The organism is Sediminibacterium roseum (assembly GCF_009939005.1).
GTDB classification, from domain to species: domain Bacteria; phylum Bacteroidota; class Bacteroidia; order Chitinophagales; family Chitinophagaceae; genus Sediminibacterium; species Sediminibacterium roseum.
In genome coordinates, this window is the sequence record NZ_JAACJS010000015.1 from 829,723 (window position 1) to 852,051 (window position 22,329).

Genomic DNA, 22,329 nt, shown 5'->3' on the forward strand with positions numbered 1-22,329 from the left:
GGTTTTTGAGGGATGATTGTAACCGCCGGCAACAACACGTTCAATCATCAACCGTCAATAAACAGCACCAATATCAACCAACAATTTGAATGAAATTTTTTTACAGTGATGCGATTTGTTGGTAAACTCATATTGGTTCTCATAGCGCTGCAATGTATTGCTACGGGGCTACTGGCGCAATGTACAACACTCGGCCAGAATCCGAATACGGCGTTCCCCGTTTGCGGTACCACCACCTTCACCCAAACCAATGTTCCGATGTGCTCCAGCGGTACTGTGCCGCTCAATGGCTGCCCGCAGTCGAGCACCGGCGCCGTTGGCCCTTACTGGTATAAGTTCACCTGTTATGCCGCGGGTACATTGGGTTTTACGATCACGCCGCTGAGTACGGGCGACGAAGATTACGACTGGCAATTGTTCGACATCACCGGCCGCAACCCGATGGATGTTTTCACCGATAAATCCATGATCGTTGCCGCCAACTGGGTAGGCACCTACGGGCCCACCGGCGCCTCCGATGCCGGCGCTAAATTGTTTGATTGCGCATCCAACCCCAACGACCGCCTCAACGCTTTCGCAAAAATGCCCACCCTTGTCCAGGGGCACGAATACCTGCTGCTCGTGAGCCATTTTACTTCGAATGAGATCGGGTACACCTTGTCTTTTGGCGGCAACACGGGAGGAACGGCAAGCATTACCAACCCGGTAATTCCCAGGGTGAAGAGCGCACGGGCCATCTGCGACGGGCAGGAAATGGTTGTAAAATTATCCGCAAGGATCTCCTGTAAATCGATCGCGAAAGATGGTTCCGATTTCAGTGTTACCGGTACCGTGAACAGAACGCCGCTTAGCGCCAGCGGCTACGGTTGCTCCGTTGGCTTCGATACCGATTCAATTATTTTACAACTCGATAATATATTACCACCCGGCACCTTTACCGTAACCGCGAAGACCGGGTCAGACGGGAATACGCTGGAAGACAACTGCGGCAATGCATTGCCGGCGGGCGATAAGGCAACCATCCATTTTACGCCGCCCGCGCCTGTGCCAATGGACAGTATCGTTCCCGTGGTTTGTATAAAAGATACACTGCAACTCGTATTTGCCAGGCCGCTGCTCTGCAATTCGATTGCTGCAGACGGAAGTGATTTTACGGTTACAGGGCCGGCAGCTGTAACGGTAAAATCCGCTACGGGTATTTGTGTTGACGGACAAACCGCGAGTGTGCTCGTCATCCTTACCAAACCCATACGCACCAATGGCACTTTCACCATCACATTAAGGAACGGTAGCGATGGCAACAGCCTGGTGGATGAGTGCGGGCAGATCACCCCTGCGGGTTCCACGCTTGCATTCACCACGAAAAACATTACCACCGCGGATTTTGTTGCAGACGTGCGAACGGGATGCAAATCAGACACTGTCTATTTTTCACACAATGCCTATGGCGGAACAACGCAGTGGCAATGGACGATGGACAGCGTTGCCTTCAGCACACAACAGAACCCAAGGGTGATCTCAAAAGCATTCGGGGCGCACAACATCAGGTTGTCGGTGAACAATGGATTTTGCAGCGATACCGCAGGTACGCAGGTGATCTTTATCGACAACACCGTGAAAGCGGCATTCGAAGTAAAAGACAGTTTGTGCCCAACGGATACTTTGCATTTCACAGACAAAAGCACTGCCAACAGCGTTGCCTGGAACTGGAATTTCGGGAACGGTGTAACAAGCACCTTACAGGCGCCGCCGGCACAGAATTATCCACTGCGTGGAAGACAGATAACCTATACCCCACGCTTGTCGGTACGCAATGCAAACAATTGTGCAGACACCGCATACAAATTACTCACTGTGCTTGCGAGCTGTTACATAGCAGTACCTTCTGCGTTTACGCCCAATGGAGATGGATTGAATGATTACCTGTACCCCTTGAATGCATTCAAGGCCGACAACCTGATGTTCCGTGTTTACAACCGCTACGGGCAACTGATCTTTCAAACGGCCGACTGGACGCGGAAATGGGATGGCCGCTACCAGGGCTCGCCCCAACCCGGCGGCACATATGTGTGGACGCTCGATTACATCAACCGCGACAATGGGCAAAGGGTATTTTTAAAAGGAACAAGTGTGTTGATCAGGTAACCACGGCGATCACAAAAGATCTTCACCCGAAAACCCGAAAGGCAACAGGCTCCCGGCCTGCGGTATGATCCAGATCTTTCCATCCATGCCGCCGAGGATAAGGCGAATGGGTTGTTTGAGGCGGTTTTCGTATTCTACCAGGGTTTGCCTGCATACACCACAAGGCGAGATAGGGCGGTTGCTTTTACCCGATTCGCTGCGGTAGGTTATGGCCATCGTTTTAATGGGAACGTTTGGATATACAGAAGACACCGCTGATAACAACACACGCTCGGCGCATAGCCCTACGGGATAGCTTGCATTCTCCTGGTTGCTTCCCAGCACCACTTCTCCATTCTCCAGCAAAGCCGCGGCGCCCACGCGAAAATGCGAATACGGTGCATAGGCATCGTTCGTTGCATCGATCGCGCGTTGCAGCAATGCAGCATCGGCCGCATCAAGCTGTTCCCTCGATTCGTAAGCGGTGTAGGAGATGCTGAGTTGTTGGGGTTGCATGTTTGGGTTGTTTTTTAGGTATCCAGGCGGTGCTTCGTACTGCGGACTTTTTGATTGCGCATTGCCAAAACAAAAAGCCCGCAGCAACTGGTTATTTAATTCCATTGAACAACCGCTTCCACCTCGGCCCTTTGTTCCAGCTGAACCAGATCAAAGAAGCTTTGCCTACGATATTTGTTTCGGGAACAAAACCCCACAGGCGGCTGTCCTGGCTGCGATGGCGGTTATCGCCCATCATCCAGTAATAATTGTATTTGGTGGTATAGGTTGTGGTCTCTTTTCCGTTGATGATGAATTTACCGTTTACCTGTTCGATCTTATTTTTTTCATAAGTCTCGATCAGTCTCCAGTACAGCGCAATGTTCTGCGGCGTGAGCGTAATCACGTCTCCTTTTTTTGGAACACGGAGCGGTCCGAAATTGTCGATCGTCCATGGAAAGTTGGCAACATCATAAGGCCATGTACCTCCTGCTTCGGTAGATACATACGGAAGGATGGAAACCACATTCGGCTGCCTTTTCACGGCCGCTGCGTCGGAGGCGGTCATGTTGAGCATGAATGTATTTGGTTTCAGCTTTGCATAATGATCGGTGTTCTGCGGATCGAGTTCGAGTTCGTTTTGGATAAAATCATCAGACAGGTCCGTTCCATTGGTTTCAACGATGTATTCGCTCTGCGATCCCGGCGGAATCATAGCGGGCTGGTTGTTGATGAACAGGATCGTGTTCTTCACTTCCAGCACATCGCCGCCAACGGCAACACAACGTTTGATGTAGTTGTCCGTTTTATCCATCGGGTGAACGATCACCGGGTAAGCGGCATTCAATGCTTCCCTGTCTGTATTGTGGTAATCCCTGCGCAGCACATCGTAATACGTTACCTGGCTTCCGTATTGCGGAAGGTTGATGATGGTATCTCCCGCAGGGAAATTGAATACCACCACATCATTTCTTTTTACTTCGGTGAAGGCAGGCAAACGTTTATACGGCAGTTGTACCGCTTTGATGTAGGAAGGCGTGGTAACCGAAAAAGGCATTGTATTGTGAACAAAAGGGAACGACAACGGCGTTTGCGGAATGCGCGCGCCGTAGCTCATCTTGTTCACAAAAAGAAAATCATTGATGAGCAGGGTCTTTTCCATACTGCCCGTAGGGATCACATACGCTTCAAAAATAAAAGTACGGATGATGGTGGCCGCCACCACCGCAAACACACCCGCATCGATCCACTCGCGCGAAACAGGTTTGTGGTAATGTTTCAGCACCTCGGCGCCATGCCATTTTTCTTTTTTTGAAAAACCGAGGTAAGGAAAATAAATAAAGGGAACAAGAACGGTAAGCGTATGATCGATGAGCGAAACCTTTTTGAAATGCATCACAAAAATGATCGTGATCCAGATGGTGATGAACTGTCCTGCAACCGGTATCAACTGCAGCCAGAACCAATACTTGCGGATCTTGCATTTTTCAACGATCAACCAGGTATTGTAAAACGGCACCAAAGCTTTCCACGGTTCAATACCCGCTTTCTTGAACATGCCATACATGCCAACATGCCAGCCGATGGTACCGATGATCAGTAAAAATAAACCCATAGATGTTTTTTAAGAGGATCAAAAATAGGGTAAAGTAGGCATTCGTGAACGGCCAACAGCGAATCGCGAACCGTTGGCCACCGCCCTTATATTTTGCCCAAGTACTTACAACAAACCTTTAACATTCCTGCCATACAAAATCATACATGCGCCTCCACATCCGAGGCCTGGATCTCTTTCCCTGAAAGGATCACGAGGCGCTCCACCACGTTGCGCAGTTCGCGGATGTTGCCGGTCCAGTCGTGTTTCTGGAGGGCATCCATTCCTTTTTTCTCGATCTTTTTGGGCGCCTGCCCGTATTCCTGGGCAATATCGGTGAGGAATTTTTCAACGAGCAAGGGTATATCGTCGCGTCTTTCGTTCAGCGACGGAACATGGATCAGGATCACGCCAAGCCGGTGGTAGAGGTCGAGCCTGAAGTTTTTGGCGTTCACTTCTTCGAGCAGGTCCTTATTGGTGGCCGCGATCACCCGCACATCCACCGCAATTTCCTTATCGCCGCCCACGCGTGTGATCTTTCCTTCTTGGAGGGCACGAAGCACCTTGGCCTGCGCCGAAAGGCTCATATCCCCTATCTCATCCAGGAACAGCGTTCCTCCATTGGCCTGTTCAAATTTGCCGATGCGTTGTTTGATGGCAGAGGTAAACGATCCTTTTTCGTGACCGAACAATTCGCTTTCGATCAGTTCGCCGGGAATTGCAGCGCAGTTTACTTCAACAATGGGCCCCTCGTTGCGGTTGCTTTTTTCATGCAGCCATCTTGCCACAAGTTCTTTACCACTTCCGTTCTCGCCGGTAACCAGTACACGTGCATCGGTAGGCGCCACCTTATCGATCGTTTCCTTTACTTTCCGGATGCCCTCGCTTTCGCCGATGATCTCTTGCACACGCGACACTTTCCGCTTCAGCGTTTTCGTTTCTTTTACGAGCACGGTTTTGTCGAGCGCATTGCGAATGGTAATGAGCAGGCGGTTCAGATCGGGTGGTTTGGAAATATAATCGAATGCCCCTTTTTTTACCGCATCCACTGCTGTTTCAATATTTCCATGGCCACTGATCATGATCACGGGAACCTCAGATTGCGAATCGATCACTTTCTGCAAAAACTCGAGCCCATCCACTTTGGGCATCTTGATATCGCACAACACCACATCATAACTGCCCGAAGTAAATTTCTTCAGACCCTCTTCACCATCCGTTGCTTCGTCAACCGTAAACCCTTCGTTGCTGAGTATATCTTTCAGCACGTTGCGTATCGCTTTTTCATCGTCTATGATCAGAATATTCGGCATTATGGTTTTATTTGATACTAAGATAAGTGTAGTTTCCGGATTGATTTCACTATTAACTTTTGGTTGCCACAGATTTCACGGATTTTCACAGAAGAGGTTGCGGGTACCGCCGCGCGGTAGCCCCTCTGTGAAAATCCGTGAAACCTGTGGCAACAACTAGAAGCGCACAACAAGCCCTCCAAACACATTCCTGCCCTGCGCAGCATTGTAATATCTTTTGCCAAGTGCATTGATGTCGTTCCCCAGGCTATAGCGCTGGTTTAAAACATTATCCATCCCTGCAAATACTTCGATCGTTTTTCGCCGGTATCCAAGTTTGCATTGTACGAGCTGGTAGGCATCGGCATAGGCATCGTTCGCATCTGTAAGGGGAAGGGATGAGGTTGCGTTGATGGAGGCATTCACGTAAAAAACTTTTTTCAGTTCTATATCGATGCCGCTCAACCAGATATTGCGCGGCACGCCTGTAAGTTCATTGCCCGAATAATTGACGCCTGCCTGCTGGTATTCTTTGAAACGATAGGGCTGAAAACTGTAGCTGCTCCACAATTGAAGGCCCGAAACAAAATTCGTTTTGTTTTTGACGAGCCGGTATTTCAGCAGCGCCTCCACACCGTTTTGCCTGGTGCCGCCCGCGTTCACAAAATATTCTGCGCCTGTGCTGTTTGTTCTGCGTACGATCGCGTTCTGAAGACTAAAAAAATAGGCGGCCACATCAAACTGTATCCTTCCGTTCAGCAATTCGCCTTTGATGCCGGCCTCGTAGTTCCAGCCATATTCAGCACCGAGGTTTCCATAATAATTTCCGTCCGAAGGACGCACCTCTGCCAAAGCCGGGGGTGAAAACCCTTTGGCAGCGAGGGCATAGAGCGAGACGTCTTTGGTAATGCGGTACAACACAGCCAGCCTTGGCGTGAAAACACCATTGATCTCTTTGGAAACAAACGCCGGCGCCGCATCCGTTAAACGTTTGTAGCGGAAAGACTGGTTGTTGAAACTCACTCCCGCTGTAAACACCCATCGCTCACCCACACCCCATTGCGCCTGTGAAAACGCAAACCACTGCGAGGCGTAAACATCATCCCTGAACTGAACGGTATCTGCAACGCCGTTCCTGTTTCCATAATCATCGATGCGTGAATGGTTGCGGAGCCATTCGATGCCGTTCATCCACTGGAAATCTGTGTTGCTGTTTTTGATGTGGTAAACAAGATCCGTTCCCGCACCTATGTTGTTCTCTTTCCTGGTTTCGTAATTGGTGATGAATGGGTTGGTGAACGAGGTGTGATTGGCGGTCACAAAACTTTTCAGCATAAAGTGATCACTCAGGCCGGCATCGTGGTGCACGCCGCCAAAAATGGTTTTGTTACGGATCGATGCGTTTTGCTGTACAGAACCGGGGATGGTTCCGGCGGCCTGACGCGCGAGCCTGGGGTTTGATTGAAACTGCGCAAGATTGATCGCGCCCGGCGTCTGGTAAAACAAATCGGTATAAAAAAACAGGAACTGCAATTGTTGCCGGTTGAGCTGCACCGCGCTTTGCCATTTGAGGATGTCTTTGCGGGTTGCAGATTGTTCGCGGTAGCCATCAGACTGCTGGTGTAGCTGCTGCAGGGAGGAGGTGAAATTTTTAGTGGTATGGTTCCATCCCAGCTGCTGCTGGAAGAGTCCATACGATCCACCGGAAATACCGGCGGTGAAACTGTTTTGAGTGGCCTGTGAAAAATCCTGTTTCGATTGCAGCAACACTGCGCCGCCTGTGCCGGCACCGTAGGTACTCGCTGCAGGCCCCTTGATGATTTCCGCGCCAGAGATCTCGTTCAGGTCAACCAGGTTGAGGTAAGTGTTTCCCCCGCCATCGGTTAACGGGATGCCGTTCCAGTACACTTTTACGTTGCGCACACCAAAGGGCGAACGCAGCAAACTTCCGCGGATAGACAACCGGTAACTTGCCGGCGAACGTTCTTCAACCCGCACGCCCGGAACAAGATTGAACAGCGGAACATACGTCGTATTTGCATAGCGGTTGAACTCGTCGGCCGTTAAAACCGCAACAGAAGCCGGAACGGTCTTCCACTGGCGGTTGGATTGAAAGGCTTCAACGGTAACATAAGTGATGGGAGCACCCTGAACCTGCTGTTTTAACAACAAAGAATCAGAAAGTGGTGATGCCCTGTCTTTCTGCTGGGAAAATAAAACCGCAGGAAAAACAAACAGCGTAAAGAGAAAAGAAATTTTTTTCATCGTCGGCATTGTCATCAAAAAATATTCCAATCCATCACAAAACAAAAACCCGAAACTAAGTTCCGGGTTTTTCAAAATCAGGTGGTTGTTATTTCTTCTGGTACATTACTTCTTTCACAAGTTTTACCGTGCGTGCCACATCGGGGATGGCGAGTGCGGCCAGGTTTGGCGCGTAGTGCATGGGAGCATCGGCACTGGTGATCCTGCGGATCGGCGCATCAAGGTAATCGAAACCTTCTTTCTGTATCCGGTATGTGATCTCTGAAGAAACAGAAGCGAATGGCCATTGTTCTTCCACGATCACCAGGCGGTTGGTTTTCTTAACGCTCTCGATGATGGTAGGCCAGTCGAGCGGACGGATCGTTCTCAGATCGATCACTTCTGCGCTGATGCCTTCTTTCTCCAGCTCTGCTGCTGCGCCGATCGCCACTTTCATCATTTTATTGAAAGACACGATCGTTACATCGCGGCCCTGTTTCTTTACATCGGCTTTGCCGAGCGGGATGTAGTATTCTTCTTCGGGCACATCGCCTTTATCGCCATACATTACCTCGCTTTCCATAAACATAACAGGATCCTGTTCGTAACGGATGGCCTGTTTGAGCAATCCTTTTGCATCGTAGGGTGTAGACGGAGAAACGACCTTGATACCCGGAATGTTTGCATAATAGCTTTCAAAAGCCGTAGAGTGCTGCGCACCCAACTGGCCAGCGCTTCCGTTACCGCCGCGGAACACGATGGGGCAGCTGATCTGCCCGCCGCTCATCGCCAGCATTTTGGATGCGGTATTGAGGATCTGGTCCATCGCCAGTACGGCAAAGTTCCAGGTCATGAATTCAACCACAGGGCGCAAACCGTTCTGTGCTGCGCCAACGGCCACGGCCGTGAAACCCAGTTCGGCGATCGGTGTATCGATCACTCTTTTTGCACCAAACTCGGCGAGCATTCCCTGGCTCACTTTGTAGGCGCCATTGTACTCGGCAACTTCTTCTCCCATCAGGAACACTTTCTCATCCCTTCTCATCTCCTCGCTCATGGCCTCGCGGATAGCCTCTCTAAATGCAATAGAACGCATAGTATCAGTTTATTAAATGAGGGGCAAAAGTAAGAAAAATAGAACATCGAACAAGGAACGGCAACAGCGAACCCGAACTTTAATAAAAGGGCGCCGGAAAAGCCGCCGTTGTTTACAAACCGGCGCCTGGCAATACGCCCCGGCCCTGCCCCTTGTTCAAGGGTTAAAAAAAATCCCCTGCCGCTTCAGGACAGGGGACCTTTCGAAAGGATCAATTCCGGGGCGGGCCTTGTGCCTGCCCGTTTGTATCCTGATGCTTCCTAGAATACGTTGTATCCAAAGCTCACATAATACAATCCACCGATCTGCGGGCTGCCGAAGCCGGTGCGGTAGTATTTGTTGAATACGTTGGTACCACCTACTTTAATGATCGATTTGGTTGAAGGGATCTTGTAGCTTACTACTGCATCCAGTGTCCTCATCCAGTCGATCATACCCGAAGCAAACGTTCCTTCATAATAGAAAGAATTCTGCCACCTGTATTGCAAGGTGAAACCAAAGCGTTTGTCTTTACCAAAACCGCTGTTGCTCAACGCTGCGTTCAAACGGTATTTAGGGGTATTGAAATAGGAAGTAAAGCTTGCTGATGGCAATGCGCCGATCTCATCGTGGTAAACGTTTGCGCTTACAAAGAAATTAGCCGGCAGCAGGTATTCTGCCGATGCTCCCCAGCCGCTTGTTTTCACGCTGCCCGGTGTGTTTACGGAAACGGTGTAGATAAAGCTGTTCGCATCAGACAGCAATGCGGTTGGTGCAGAACCCGCCACCCTTGCCTGATAAGCATTTACGCTGCTCAGGAAGTCTTTGTAGTTTGCCCAGTATGCATACACATCGATGAGTAATTTTTTCGCAACGAGGCCCTTGTAACCAACCTCGAACGATTGCATCGATTCAGGTTTGAATTCGCCATAGGTTTGTTGTACGAGTGCCGCAGCGTTTCCGGTTGCCCTGTAAGTACCCACACTTTCCTGGGTATAGGTTGGATTGCCCGAGAAGTTGTAGAAATTCTTCAAAGCAGGCAAGCCCCCGATCAATTTGATGCCACCACCTACGGTCAGGTTGATCCATTGGTTTTGCGTGGTTGGGAAACGGTAAGCTGTCTGGTAAGAGAAACGCAGGTGATGATCCTGTGCCAGTTTAACTACCGCCGATGCCCTTGGCGTGAAACGGCCCTCGAAATTGGTATTCTTATCGTAACGTCCCGAAACGGTGAGTTTCAAAACATCGTTCAGTAATTTCTGGGAGATCTGCAGGTAAGCGCCAAATTCATTGATCTTGATGTTGCCCGTAGTATCTGCAAACAAAGTTCCCTGCGAATTCAGCACATATTGTTTCAGGTTCGCGCCCACCAACACATCAGTTCCGTGTTCTGTGAGTTTGAGGTCGTCTGAAAGATTGTACTGCCCTTCAAACACATTCAGCCTTGAACGGTCGAGGAACAAACCACCCCCTTGCGAGATCGGTTTTTCTGCGATCGATTTGAACAAAGGCGTGTTCCCGATAAAGCCGATCGGCCTGCCCTGGTCTGCAACACCTCTTGCCGTTGCATGCGAGCTGAGAATATCCAGTCCCGCCGACCTTGCCCCAGTGTATGCCGCCATGTACTGGAAGTACCATGTCTGGCTTGGTTTCCACGCCTCGTTGTACAAACGTGTTGTGATGGTTGCATTGAAAGCGTTACCTGCGTTCTCATGCGTGGTATATGCTTTCAGGAACCAGTTTTTTGCTTTCAGTTCCAGTTTATACTGGCCCATTTTCAGTTCTTTGAGTGAGTAACGGTCGCTGCCTGTGTAAACGCTGTTACCGATACCCCAGTTTGCTGAAAGGGATGCTTCGATCTTTTCTGTGAGTTTATAGTGCAATGCACCTGTAAGTTTGAAGTTGTATGTTTCCGGACTGATCACATCTTTCTCGTCATACCCCGTACGGCTCACGTTTACGCCATTGAAATAACCGCGGCCGTTGCCATAAAGGAAAACGTTTACACCCTGTGCAGCCAAGGCGGCATAGTTTGTTGCGCCTACCGCTCCCTGCAAAACAGCATTGAAGTCTGACTGTGTTGCACCCGGGTTAGCTGCCAGGAACGCATTGAAATTTGGAACAAACGCGCTGATGCCTGCCGCGCCAAATACCGACTGTGCGATCTGCCCGATGTTTTGTGTTGTTTCATCTCCATACAGGTTAATGCCATCGTAGTTAGGATCTGTATAACGTGTACCTGTGGTTGCTGCGGTACCGCCGCGCTGGCGGTTGTCTGGTTGGTTGGCCAGCCAGTCCTGCGCCTGTATGTATTGCGCACCGATCTTATACGCCCAACGGTCGTTGATCTTATCGGCAAAGCGAACGCTCCAGTCGTAGAATTTGGAAGTAGGGCGTTGTGCGCCATCAATATCTTTAATACCTGCTTTCACCTGGAAGCTCAATCCCTGGTATTTGAACGGGTTCTTGCTGTTGATCAGCAAAGTTCCGTTCATACCACCCGAGCCATAGAGTGCAGAAGATGCACCTGGCAGGAGCTCGATGTTGTCAACATCCAGTTCCGTTAAACCGATGATGCTGCCCACAGAGAAGTTGAGGCCCGGCGCCTGGTTGTCCATTCCGTCCATGATCTGGTTCATACGAGCATTACCGCTCACGTTGAAACCCCGCGTACCCACACTGCGGAAGGTTAAACTGGCAGAAACCACGTCTACACCTTTCAGGTTGGTGATCATATCGTAATAGTTTACCGCGGCCGTATTCCTGATCGCGTTATTGCTGATCCTTTCAATGGAAACAGGAGATTCGAGAATTCTCTCCGCAACCCTTGATGCCGCTACAACCACCTCTTCACCCAAGGTAAAAGACACATCGAGGTCTGCATTAACAACCTGGTTGTTGCTTGTAACCGACACCTCTTTGGTGGTATAGCCAACGGATGAAATAACGATTGTGAACGGGAGCTTCTGGACCGTGGAAAAACGAAAATTTCCTTTGTCATCGGTAAATGTTCCGGCGGTTCCCCCTTTGATTGAAATAGAGACAGCCGAAATAGGTTCTTTCGTTTGACTGTTCTTTATACTACCGGTAACGGTAGTTGATTGCTGTGCAACGGCTGAAATACACATGACTGTGCCGAGTGCCAGTAACCCATAACGGGATCTTCTCATATAAGCAAGTTTTAATGAATGGTAATTAAAAATAGCATTTGTTGAATTGGTAGTGAAATTTAATTTGTTCACAAATAACGCTCTGGTGTTAAGAAAAATTATGTGTACTACTCCTTATTTATCAATGCGCTATCTAATTTTGCGGCATGGCATCCTACCAGTTTCCTTCCCAGACCAACGTTTACCACGGTAAAGTAAGAGATGTTTACAGCATCGGGGCCAGCTGGCTCGTGATGGTTGCGAGCAACCGTATATCTGCTTTCGACGTGATCCTGCCCCGGCCGATCCCTTTCAAAGGACAGGTTCTCAACCAGATAGCCGAATACATGCTCAACGCCACCCGCGATATCTGCCCCAACTGGCTGGTTGATGTGCCGGCGCCCAACGTATCGATCGGCAAACGCTGCGTACCGTTCAAAATAGAAATGGTGGTAAGGGGAAATGTTGTGGGCCACGCCTGGCGCACCTACAGCAGCGGTAAAAGAGAGCTATGCGGCGTTACAATGGCCGAGGGCCTGAAGGAAAATGATTTTTTTCCCGAACCCATCATCACACCTTCTACCAAGGCCGATGCGGGGCACGATGAGGATATTTCAAAGGAAGACATCATAGCCAACGGGCTCTGCTCTGCAGATGAATGGAAAATACTGGAAGATTACACGCTGAAATTATTCGCCCGCGGTAAGGAGATCGCTGCAAAACAACGCCTGATCCTCGCAGATACAAAATACGAATTCGGGAAGATCGGCAACACCATCTATCTCATGGATGAAGTACACACACCCGATTCATCGCGCTACTTTTATGCCGATGGTTTTGAAGAAAGACAGGCGTCCGGCGAAAAACAAAAACAACTCAGCAAGGAGTTTGTACGCGAGTGGCTGATTGCAAATAACTTCATGGGTAAAGAAGGCCAGACCGTTCCGGAAATGAGTGATGAATGGATCGATACCATCAGCAAAAGATACATTGAACTGTTTGAGAAAGTAACGGGCCGACCGTTTGTTCCCGAATCTGTTGAAGATGCTGTGATCGAATCAAAAGTGAAAGAAGCCCTGGTGAGGTTAAACGCGATCTGATCCCTTTGTCTTTTAATTGAAATGCCCCTGTTGATCATCGAAAGGTGTACCTGAGGCTCAGGCCCGCATACAAAGTGGATCGTGGCCCCGGTGTAAAATATTTCGGCGCAACGCCGCCAACCGGAACGAGGTTGATCACCACAAACTGTGCATAGGTTGCATTGAAAATATTGTTGTTTCCCCCGAACACATCAAAGCTGAAATGTGATCGTCCCGTTTTGCCAAACTCTTTTCGGTAACCGGCTTTCAGGTTTACAAGATTATAAGAATCTGCATACACGGTATTATCAAGCGTGATCGGTATCCGGTCTGTAAAAAGATCCGTGGCATTCAGATAAAAGCCATCGCCCGCTTCCACATCAAAACCAACATTCAAAATGTTTCTTGCCAGCCCGCTTACATGCAGGTTTGAATAATTGCGCGTGGATGAATTGTTGTTGTTATCGCTTTTAAGATCCGAGTTCCTGCTTCCGTTGTAGGTGTAAGACATGAACGGCCGCAGGAGCCCGAGGAATTGCTTTTGTTTTGGTATCAACGCGTAATTGATCGTAAGCTCCGCCCCTGTGAAGTTGACCGACCCCGCATTCACGAACGCAATGTACGCAGGATTGCCCCCTGCTGCGGGGAAGTTTTGTGTAACGATCTTATCGGTCACGTCCATGTTAAAAAAAGCAAAGTTGAGGTACATCGCGTCTTTGAAAAGACTTGCCTTTGTTCCCACCTCGAACGTATTGCTGATCTCTGGTTTGATACCCTCGTTCACTTTTCCCGTTTGCGGAATGATGAACTGTGCCGTGCCCGGCTGCGCATAACCCATGCTGTAATTGGAGTAAACAGAAATGTTCTTACTCACCAGGTGGTTCACTACCCAGCGCGGTGTGACCAGTGGTTTGAAGGTCCTGTATCCCGACTGGTTGATGTAACTGCCGGCCGTTGCGCGCAGGTCCTCGTTATCATAGGTAATGAAATTCGCGCTGCCGCTGAACACCATCAATGTGTTTTTGGCGATGGTGAGCTCAAGCATGCCGAACACGTTCCATTGCAAAGGTTTCAGTTCCTGGTCGGTACGAAGCGTGCCCAATACACCGTTGTTGAGGTTGTATGATTTTTGGTAGATGATGTTCTTATGAACCTCCATGCCCAGCGTAAACCGCGATGTAACGGTAGGCCCAAGCGTTGGTGTAAAAATAAAAGCCGTGCGCGCGCCGAAACTGCTCTTGTGCGTTTTGGTAAGGATGGTTGCAACACCTTGACCTATCTCCTGCGTGCCAACAAAAAAAGTTGTTTTGTTGCTCAGCAGCTTATTAAAACTATACTCCTGCGAAACACCCATGCGTATGCTCTCCAGCTCGCTGTGCGAGTTGTTGCGCAGGTAGCTGATCTCTGCGCTGTCGGGGTAATTGATCAGGCCGAAACTGTCTACCTGTCCCGATAGCTGGTCATTCGATTTCGTGTAATAAACAAATGCACTGAGTGTGCTCTTCGCACTGTTGTAGAACGAAGCGTTGAGGTTCCAGAAATCTTTTTTGGAGGCGCTGTTCATGCGGTAGCCGTCGGTGCGCTGCTGTCCGTAATTGAATATGATGTTCGATTTATCGTTGCCCACACCAACCGACGAGGTGGTCCTGAAAGTATTGTTCGACCCGGTAAGAAACCATTGGCGTACACTGATACCCTGCGGCGCTTTTTCAGAAACAAAATTTACAACGCCACCAATGCCGGTTCCGTATACGCTTGACACGGGCCCGCGGAACACTTCAACGCGGGCGAGCGTTGCAAAATCAATGTCGTCGAGATTCGTGGTGCCGTCTGCTTCTGTTAAAGGGATATCGTTGTAATACGCTTTGTAGCCGATGCCGTTGTTGTTGTTCTGGTTGCCATAACCACGAAGTATGATCCGCGCGCCGGTATTGATGTTACGGAACTCCATACGCACGCCGGGCAACACATTAAAGCTCTGCTGAAGTTCTACCTGGTTGTTGCGTTGCAGGTCGCGCGTAACAAGATTGGCGATGGATCCCGGGGTATTGAAGAGGTTTTTGCCATTGTACAAACCCCGCACCTGTATGTAATTGGTCTGGTAATTGAGCGGCTCAAGAAAAATAGTGAACTGTGCGGGGGTAAATTTTACAACTACTGTTTTGGGGCCGTAACCTTTTGCGCTAACCTTTACCGTTACCGACTGGTTTTGCTGGAGAGAAAGATTCCATTCGCCTTTGTCGTTTGCGTAAATGGTATCCCTTTCATCAACCACGATGGAAGCAAACGGTATGGACTGCGCAAAATAAAGGTCTTTTACAACGCAGTTCATCACCGGCAACTGCGCATGCGCAAAGAGCGCAAAGAGGAAAAACAATAAAACCAACCCGGCCGCTTTCTTCATGTAGCAGTTGCTGTTTCTATAGGCAAAAATATCTCAAAGCAGCTCACTTCCACCTTAATTATCGGTTAAGGGGCGCTATACGGGGGCGTAAACGTGCCTGGCTTTTGTTGAAGATGTTCTGCCCGTTCTCCACTCCTTTCCTGATCTCTTTCTGGCGTTCCACGGGCAAATGGAGTGTGTCTTTGCACTCAACACTGCAACATCCGTTCATTTCCGCCGCGCAGGTTTCGCATTGGATGAAGAGCAGGTGGCAACCATCGTTCTTACAATTGGTGTGGTCGTCGCAGGGTTTACCGCATTGGTGGCAATGCGCGATCACATCTTCGGTAATGCGCTCGCCGAGCCTGTCGTCGAACACAAAGTTCTTTCCAATGAATTTTTTATCCAGCGATTGTTCATTCGCTTCCCTGGCGTACTTGATGATGCCCCCTTCGAGGTGAAATACATTCTGAAATCCTTTGTGCAGCATATACGCACTCGCTTTCTCGCAGCGGATCCCGCCGGTGCAGTACATGATGATGTTCCTTTCCTCGTTTCCTTTCATCATTTCAACAGCCATCGGCAATTGCTCGCGGAACGTATCGGACGGAACCTCAAGCGCATTTACAAAATGCCCTACTTCGTATTCGTAATGGTTGCGCATATCGATCACCACTGTATCCGGGTCCTTGAGCAATTCATTCATCTGCGCGGCATTCACATATTTTCCTTTGCGTTCCATACTGAAGGCAGGATCATCGATGCCATCGGCAACGATCTTGTCGCGCACTTTTATTTTCAGCACCCAGAAGCTTTTCCCGTCGTCGTCAACCGCAATGTTCAACCGCAAACCATTCAGTGGCTCAATAGAATACAGGAAAGATCTGAACGCTTCAAACTTTTCTGCAGGCACGCTGATCTGCGCATTGATGCCTTCTTTGGCAACATAGATCCTTCCGAATACCTGCAAGGCATCCAGGTTCCGGTAAAGAAAATCACGGAACTCTTTTGGGTTCTGGATCGGGAAATACTGGTAAAAACTAATGGTGGTGCGGGAGAACGTTTCTTCCATCAAACGCTTCTTGAGTTCCTCGTTGGATACCCGGTTGTGTAGTACTGGCATTTTGTTTTCATTTCAGACATCAGCGGCTGCCTGCACGCAGCCTGTGGGCGCGGGCATTTTGCAGTACCGTCAATGTTCCATTAACAACGGAGCCACTTGCAGGGTGGCCGATTTGCGGGGCAAAGATAAGGATTTTACTAAAAAAGCGGCGCCGCGATCCTTATCCCGCTCGGCCGGCCACCACCCTTCTCAAAGCCCTGCACAAAGTCTACACGCAACACCTTGAGTATGTTTTCCAGTCCCACTGAAACTTCTACATAATCCGCGGCTTTGTCAACATGCAATGCATTCACACCGCCCACCAGGAACCAGTTGAGTTTTTTGAAGTATGGGATCTTGTTGGTGAGCAAACCATTCAGGTGGTACTCCGCGTGTGCCGCGATGTTGAATTTTGAAGTATTACTGTACTTGTAATACGGCGCCAACTGGAAGCTCGCGAGCTCGCGCGAAGCAAAGATAGTTTGGTTGCCCAGGTAATGAATGTAGTCTGGGATGTAGGTTTTCGCCGCATCAAAAAACCCGCTGAAACCAACGTTGTAGTTGAATTTTCCGCCGAGTTTGAGATCGAGTTCATCGCTAACCGTAACGCGCCACTTTGTGTAGTCAACATCGCTTCCCAGCAAACCGTTTACGCCTTTGGTTACAAGCGCGCTGATCGTAGGGTACTTTGAACCGATTCCGAATTTGCGGTCGGGCAGTTCTATGTAGTCCATCCCCGGCCTCCATGTTACTCCGAGGCTGAACGAGGATGCCTGGTTGCGCACCATATTCGTTGCCGCGATCTCTGTCGGGTAATTGGGTGTGAACGAGCGCCCTTCAAAATCTTTCCATTTCACGGGATCGGCTAAATTCTCAAGCGGCAGCCTGTCCTGGAACTGGAACGAGGCCGTGAAACTCAACCCGTTCCCTATCGACGATCCATAAGATGCGCGGAAGAAATTTGCCTCGTAGATCTTCATGTAATTGTATTCATTCAGCAGGGTCTTGATCGTATTGATCCGCGGTGTGATCGATCCTGCATTGTTGAACTGCAGCACCTGTCTTCCGCCCGAAACATTGATGGTCTGCAAATATTTCTTCCCGAATCCATAACCAACCGAAACAGACGGATTGAGGTGCCCGCTTGTGATGGCATAACGGATATCCGGTGTAACCGACAAAAACTTACGCCCCTCGTACCGCCTGCTGTAACGCGGGGAAAAATTAAACACGGCGCCCTCTACCGTATTGTAATTGAGTGTACTGATCAATGCATCGAAACTGATGAACTCCTTTCTTTTTCTTACGGAATACGACTGTCCCGTGAACAACAATCCGCCAAGGGTTATCTTGTTTCTTTTCCTGTCGAGCGAATCGAGGTAGCGCGGATCCTTGCGCGCCTGTTCAAGGCTGTCCTTTCTTTTGTAGTCGCGCTGCTCTTCTGCCAGTAGCGGAAGCGGGCGGATGCTGTCCCAGTACGCCGATGTCTTCTTATTGGAACTATCGTAAAATTTGATCACGGTATGATCAAAGAATTTCGGTTTGAATGCGGGCTCCATATCGAATTTATCGTACACCTGCACAAATGTTCCGAAGAAATCGAAACCGAATAATTTTCCTGCGGGGTAGATCAGCTGGTTCTTGATCACCCATGTTTTTCCGGATGGAACATACAACTGTTGTATACGAAGCGTATCAAGGTACTGCATCTGTTGTTCGCGCAGCAGCAACAGGTCAACGCTCTGCAGGCGCCATTCGTCTTCGATGATGTTGATGTAACCGCTGAACAACGGCTCGTATGTTCTGCGCGGTATTACTTTGATGCGGCTGATCTCTTTGCCGTTCTCGTAAAAGGTTCCTTCAAACTTATACCTGTAAAACGACAATGCGCCGCTTGCGATCGGTGAAATAAAACCACGGGGATTCAAGCCCTCACCCACCGAAATATTGTTCTGGTAAAAGGAAATGATCTGCGGATCGCTCAACCCAAAACCACTGCTGCGGCCGCTTACCTTTGTAGAGATCACTTCTACTTTCTGGGTGCCGGGTTCAAGCACAGAATACCTGGCAACGGTTTCGGAAAGAAAAAGCATTTTGCGTTTGCTTGTATCGCCATCTTCAAAATCTACCTTCTGGCCGAAAAATGTTTTTGGAAAATTGCGCAGCTGCATCTGCCCTTTGATGTACACCTCGCACTGGAACTTCTTCAATTCTTTCAGGTGCTCCTCCCTTTTTGCGATCGTTTTCCGGATGATCTCATACGCCGGATCTTCTCCACCGCTTTTTACAACCACATCCTTCAGGTTGTATTGCTGTTGCTCGAGTTCAAAATCGATCAACTCATCGTTCCTTCCCACTTTTATTTTCTTTTCTTCTGTTTGGTAACCGATAAACTGCGCCACCAGGGTATATTCACCCGCATTCAACTGCAGCGAGTATTGTCCCTTGCTGTTGGCAGATGCCCCCTGTGTTGTTCCTTTTACCAGGATAGAGGAAAAAGGAAGCAGGTTGCCTTTTTTGTCTTTGATGGTTCCGCTGATGGTAGCGGCATGCACAGAAATAAAAGCCACGATGGCTGTGGAAAGAGTAAGCAGTTGTTTCATTGCGTTAAGGTTGGTACGAAAGTAGACGGTTCTGTTTGTGTTTTGTTACGAACCGCTTTAGGTTTAACTTATTTGCAACAACTGAATGCGGTTTCCGTGCAAAAAGTTGCCTGGAAAGAAACAGGGCGCAAAAAAAGACAGCACCGACTTTAACCAATGCTGTCTGCTGTTTCCGTACAATACAATATTTTTTTACGAAGAACTCATCTCCGTCTTGGAGCCCGCTTCAGATAGGTTCCTGTTAAAGCAGCGAAACCGCTGATCAGTCCGCCCACGATGGCGGTTACAATGATCAATAAAAGGTACGAATCGTTCTTCAAAAACAACTGCGACACTTTTGTTGACAGGATATGTTCGTTGGCCGCATCTTTTACAAATGCGAGTATGCCCCACAAAAGGAACAACCCCAGGAAACCGGAGAGAAAGGCACGCCCCGCCCGCTGGTGAATGGCCACCGCTACAACCAGTGATGTAACGGCAAAGCTCCACCAGGGCAATTCACCGTAAACGCCAACCACGAAAGCGAGGAATGCTGTTAATAGGATCGCTGAGAACATTTTCATAAACAATCAATTTAGCTGTTGGTAAAACGCATGTGCCATTTAATCTTTTCATTCTTTGCTGCTTCCTCTTTCTTCAGGAAAAGGATGCGGTAATATTTTCCTGCGGCCCATGCATCCACGAAAGTGTCTGCATATTTACTGCCGGGGTTTCCGCTTTGTCCGCCGGGATAAACGCCATATGCCTCAATTTCATCCGTTAAATGAACGATCATGCGCCAGCTCGGGCCGTGCGCCTCTTTTGTTGCATTTACCATATGCTCCCCGCCACCGATGGGCAAATGCAACCTGCTCAGTGCAGGGATCTTTAAAAGATGGTTCACGCGCGTGTCTTTGTATTTTGCCCACGCAAGGTTGCCTTTACCGTCTGTTTCCTTCAGGTAGGCCGTGGCTTTGCGGCACGCCGTCATTACAACATCCCGTATGGTTTCTTTTTGCGGCGTGTTGATGTTGTCGATAAACTTCCAGCTTGTATCGCCCCGCAACAAACGCTCGAGCAACACAGGCGCATCGGGTTTGGGAAGTGGCAATGCCGATTTTGCAAATTCATCGTTGTAGACCTCTTTTTCAAGGCTGTCCCACATCGCTTTAAAAACGGTTGCGCCTTTTTCCGGAGCGTCTCCGCGGAGGTTCCAGTCAACCAGTATGCTTACGTATTTTTTTTCGTCGCTGTTCAGTTTGGTTTCATCAAGGTATTTGAGGAAAACGGGGCGGGCCATTTCTGCGAACGAATTGTAATTGTCCATTTGAAGTTGTTGCATGTCTTCCGGTGTAATATCATTCATCCTTTCCAGCGCTCGGTTGATGGTTAACCCGCGGTATACGGGAAATGCGCTTGCCATCCCGAGGTAATAAGGGTAAGTGGAATCGGTCGACATCTGGTTTGCGCTGCTTACAAAACCGCGCGCCGGGTTTTTCGCCATGGGGTTCTCATCAACCGGGATCATTCCCTGCCACATGAAAGCGCTGTCGGTTCCCGGCATCACAAAATCTCCCTGTCTTTTCCATCGCGCAACAAAGGCGCCCTGCTGCTTGATCGCGATATCGCCGGTTTTGGATGCGAATGCGAAGTTTTGCCCGGGGCAGGTCCAGCCGTCGATTGCCGACATATAATCGTCAAAATTTTTTGCGCGGTTGAGTTTGTAAAATGTCTGTAGGCCTGTGCCCGCCTGTTGCGCCGTCCATTTTATGGCGAGGTACCTGCCGGTGGTGCTTGTGGTGGAATTGTGGTTGTCGTAGATCACGGGGCCAAAAACGGTCATGGCTATGTTTTCAACAGAATCGCCGCCGCCCCTTACTTTGATCACTTCTTTGCGGTGTTCGGCTTTGACCCATTGGCCGTTGAACATGTATTCAGACATCGATGCGTCCTTGAACTGCACATCGTAGTAATCGATCACATCTCTTCCCGCGTTGGTAACGCCCCATGCGATGCTGTCGTTAAAACCGATGATCACCGAAGGCGAGCCCGGGAAACTTGCGCCGTAGGTATTGTGCGTTGGTGTGGAGATCTGCACTTCGTACCAGAGCGATGGAAGGTTAAGCCCCAGGTGCGGATCGTTGCAAAGAATGGGCCTGCCGCTTTTTGTTTTTGTACCGGCAACCACCCAGTTGTTGCTTCCATTGTCTTTATCGGGCGCGGTCGTATTCATTGCCGTTGCGCCCGGCCTGTTGGTGTGGTAGTACAACGAATCCACCTGTTTTGGCGCAACCGGAACGATGCCCGGTTTGGCATACGATGTTCCTTTCGGAATGATGGGGTCAAGCGAATCCTGCACATTGGTAAAGAGCTGGTCAAAATCATCGTAACCAAAATAGTTGCGCGCATTGGTCATCTGGAGATCCGTTGTGGCGCCGCGGCCGCTGAGGTCGTACGACATAAACATCAGGAACAGGTATGTTTTAAACGGCGTCCATTCTTCGGGTTTGTAATCGAGTAATTTGTATTCGAAAGGGATGTCCTGCGGTTTCAGCGACCTGATGTAAGCGTTCACCCCTTGCGCATAGGCATCCACGGTGGCTTTCATCTCCGGGTTCTTATCCATTGCAGCCATGGTCTGTTCAGCGCCGTATACCATGCCCAATCTTCTGAACATGCGGTCGATCGCTATTTTATCCGGTCCCAATACCTCGCACAACCTGCCTGCTGCGGCCCTTGTCTGGAACTCCATTTGCCAGAGACGGAACTTTGCATGCAGAAATCCCTGAACATAATAGGCATCGAGATCATTGTCGGCGTAAATATGCGGAACCAGGCGCTCATCCATAAACACATCCACTTTGCCCTTGAGCCCGGCCAGTTTTACATCGGCATCAAAAACAGTGTTGACAGGCTCGGCGTTTTGCCAGAAACCGCTCTGCGGCGACAAAAAATAGCCCAGTCGCGGCGATTTAGAGCCGCCCAGCGGCAGTTGCATATTAAGCGCCGTAACCAACCCGGCCGTAACCAGCGCGGAGATCAGGAAGGGGAGAATCCTCATGGCAATGTTTTAGGTGATGAAAGTAGGATTTTTTTAGCAGCGGGCTACGGGCCGCGGGTCATGCCTGCTTTATTTTTTCGCCTGTGGTACAATGGGTGCCTCAATGATCCGTGGCCGCCGCCCACCTCCGAAAACCGGGCTTTTTCAGT

General features: G+C 49.5%; 13 protein-coding genes. 2 read left to right on the forward strand and 11 right to left on the reverse strand.

What is annotated here, in order from left to right:
• The first annotated feature begins 108 nt into the window (after positions 1-108).
• Positions 109-2,145 (forward strand): T9SS type B sorting domain-containing protein, encoded by a 2,037-nt coding sequence (locus GWC95_RS14810; protein WP_161820423.1) that lies wholly within the window; start codon positions 109-111, stop codon positions 2,143-2,145.
• A 9-nt stretch (positions 2,146-2,154) separates the two neighbouring features.
• On the opposite strand, the gene GWC95_RS14815 is transcribed toward GWC95_RS14810, so the two are convergent.
• The 6 genes from GWC95_RS14815 to GWC95_RS14840 all read right to left on the reverse strand — a co-directional run bounded on the left by GWC95_RS14815 (position 2,155) and on the right by GWC95_RS14840 (position 11,994).
• Entirely contained in the window at positions 2,155-2,640 is a 486-nt protein-coding gene (locus GWC95_RS14815) for a cytidine deaminase (RefSeq protein ID WP_161819496.1), read from the reverse strand.
• A gap of 91 nt (positions 2,641-2,731) precedes the next feature.
• Positions 2,732-4,234, reverse strand: coding sequence for a signal peptidase I (gene lepB, locus GWC95_RS14820; protein WP_161819497.1), 1,503 nt, complete (start codon positions 4,232-4,234; stop codon positions 2,732-2,734).
• A 140-nt stretch (positions 4,235-4,374) separates the two neighbouring features.
• Positions 4,375-5,526 carry a sigma-54-dependent transcriptional regulator gene (locus GWC95_RS14825; protein ID WP_161819498.1) on the reverse strand — a complete coding sequence of 384 codons (1,152 nt, stop codon included), beginning with the start codon at positions 5,524-5,526 and terminating at the stop codon, positions 4,375-4,377.
• A 156-nt stretch (positions 5,527-5,682) separates the two neighbouring features.
• Positions 5,683-7,770 (reverse strand): TonB-dependent receptor, encoded by a 2,088-nt coding sequence (locus GWC95_RS14830; RefSeq protein WP_161819499.1) that lies wholly within the window; start codon positions 7,768-7,770, stop codon positions 5,683-5,685.
• A gap of 88 nt (positions 7,771-7,858) precedes the next feature.
• Positions 7,859-8,845 carry a pyruvate dehydrogenase complex E1 component subunit beta gene (locus tag GWC95_RS14835; RefSeq protein ID WP_161819500.1) on the reverse strand — a complete coding sequence of 329 codons (987 nt, stop codon included), beginning with the start codon at positions 8,843-8,845 and terminating at the stop codon, positions 7,859-7,861.
• A 260-nt stretch (positions 8,846-9,105) separates the two neighbouring features.
• Positions 9,106-11,994, reverse strand: a complete 2,889-nt coding sequence (locus GWC95_RS14840; RefSeq protein ID WP_161819501.1) for a TonB-dependent receptor — start codon at positions 11,992-11,994, stop codon at positions 9,106-9,108.
• A gap of 146 nt (positions 11,995-12,140) precedes the next feature.
• Here GWC95_RS14840 and GWC95_RS14845 point away from each other — a divergent pair, with 146 nt between their 5' ends.
• A complete protein-coding gene (locus GWC95_RS14845; protein ID WP_161819502.1) occupies positions 12,141-13,073 on the forward strand; it encodes a phosphoribosylaminoimidazolesuccinocarboxamide synthase in 933 nt (310 codons plus the stop codon).
• 34 nt (positions 13,074-13,107) lie between these two features.
• On the opposite strand, the gene GWC95_RS14850 is transcribed toward GWC95_RS14845, so the two are convergent.
• The 5 genes from GWC95_RS14850 to GWC95_RS14870 form a co-directional block, all read right to left on the reverse strand.
• Positions 13,108-15,456: a TonB-dependent receptor gene (locus GWC95_RS14850; RefSeq protein ID WP_161819503.1), complete on the reverse strand. Its 2,349-nt coding sequence runs from the start codon at positions 15,454-15,456 to the stop codon at positions 13,108-13,110.
• A 58-nt stretch (positions 15,457-15,514) separates the two neighbouring features.
• Positions 15,515-16,558, reverse strand: coding sequence for an oxygen-dependent tRNA uridine(34) hydroxylase TrhO (trhO, locus tag GWC95_RS14855; RefSeq protein ID WP_161819504.1), 1,044 nt, complete (start codon positions 16,556-16,558; stop codon positions 15,515-15,517).
• Between the two features lie 137 nt (positions 16,559-16,695).
• Positions 16,696-19,140, reverse strand: a complete 2,445-nt coding sequence (locus GWC95_RS14860) for a DUF5686 and carboxypeptidase regulatory-like domain-containing protein (RefSeq protein WP_161819505.1) — start codon at positions 19,138-19,140, stop codon at positions 16,696-16,698.
• A 203-nt stretch (positions 19,141-19,343) separates the two neighbouring features.
• Positions 19,344-19,703, reverse strand: coding sequence for a hypothetical protein (locus GWC95_RS14865; protein WP_161819506.1), 360 nt, complete (start codon positions 19,701-19,703; stop codon positions 19,344-19,346).
• A gap of 11 nt (positions 19,704-19,714) precedes the next feature.
• Positions 19,715-22,180 carry a penicillin acylase family protein gene (locus tag GWC95_RS14870; protein ID WP_161819507.1) on the reverse strand — a complete coding sequence of 822 codons (2,466 nt, stop codon included), beginning with the start codon at positions 22,178-22,180 and terminating at the stop codon, positions 19,715-19,717.
• Between the last annotated feature and the right edge of the window lie 149 nt (positions 22,181-22,329).

Excerpts from the sequence above, each read along its gene's own strand:
- GWC95_RS14860 (WP_161819505.1), bottom strand. The coding sequence starts at position 19,140 with ATGAAACAACTGCTTACTCTTTCCACAGCCATCGTGGCTTTTATTTCT.
- GWC95_RS14835 (WP_161819500.1), bottom strand. The coding sequence starts at position 8,845 with ATGCGTTCTATTGCATTTAGAGAGGCTATCCGCGAGGCCATGAGCGAG.
- trhO (WP_161819504.1), bottom strand. The coding sequence starts at position 16,558 with ATGCCAGTACTACACAACCGGGTATCCAACGAGGAACTCAAGAAGCGT.
- GWC95_RS14870 (WP_161819507.1), bottom strand. The coding sequence starts at position 22,180 with ATGAGGATTCTCCCCTTCCTGATCTCCGCGCTGGTTACGGCCGGGTTG.
- GWC95_RS14865 (WP_161819506.1), bottom strand. The coding sequence starts at position 19,703 with ATGAAAATGTTCTCAGCGATCCTATTAACAGCATTCCTCGCTTTCGTG.
- GWC95_RS14845 (WP_161819502.1), top strand. The coding sequence starts at position 12,141 with ATGGCATCCTACCAGTTTCCTTCCCAGACCAACGTTTACCACGGTAAA.
- lepB (WP_161819497.1), bottom strand. The coding sequence starts at position 4,234 with ATGGGTTTATTTTTACTGATCATCGGTACCATCGGCTGGCATGTTGGC.
- GWC95_RS14830 (WP_161819499.1), bottom strand. The coding sequence starts at position 7,770 with ATGAAAAAAATTTCTTTTCTCTTTACGCTGTTTGTTTTTCCTGCGGTT.
- GWC95_RS14850 (WP_161819503.1), bottom strand. The coding sequence starts at position 15,456 with ATGAAGAAAGCGGCCGGGTTGGTTTTATTGTTTTTCCTCTTTGCGCTC.
- GWC95_RS14840 (WP_161819501.1), bottom strand. The coding sequence starts at position 11,994 with ATGAGAAGATCCCGTTATGGGTTACTGGCACTCGGCACAGTCATGTGT.
- GWC95_RS14810 (WP_161820423.1), top strand. The coding sequence starts at position 109 with ATGCGATTTGTTGGTAAACTCATATTGGTTCTCATAGCGCTGCAATGT.
- GWC95_RS14815 (WP_161819496.1), bottom strand. The coding sequence starts at position 2,640 with ATGCAACCCCAACAACTCAGCATCTCCTACACCGCTTACGAATCGAGG.
- GWC95_RS14825 (WP_161819498.1), bottom strand. The coding sequence starts at position 5,526 with ATGCCGAATATTCTGATCATAGACGATGAAAAAGCGATACGCAACGTG.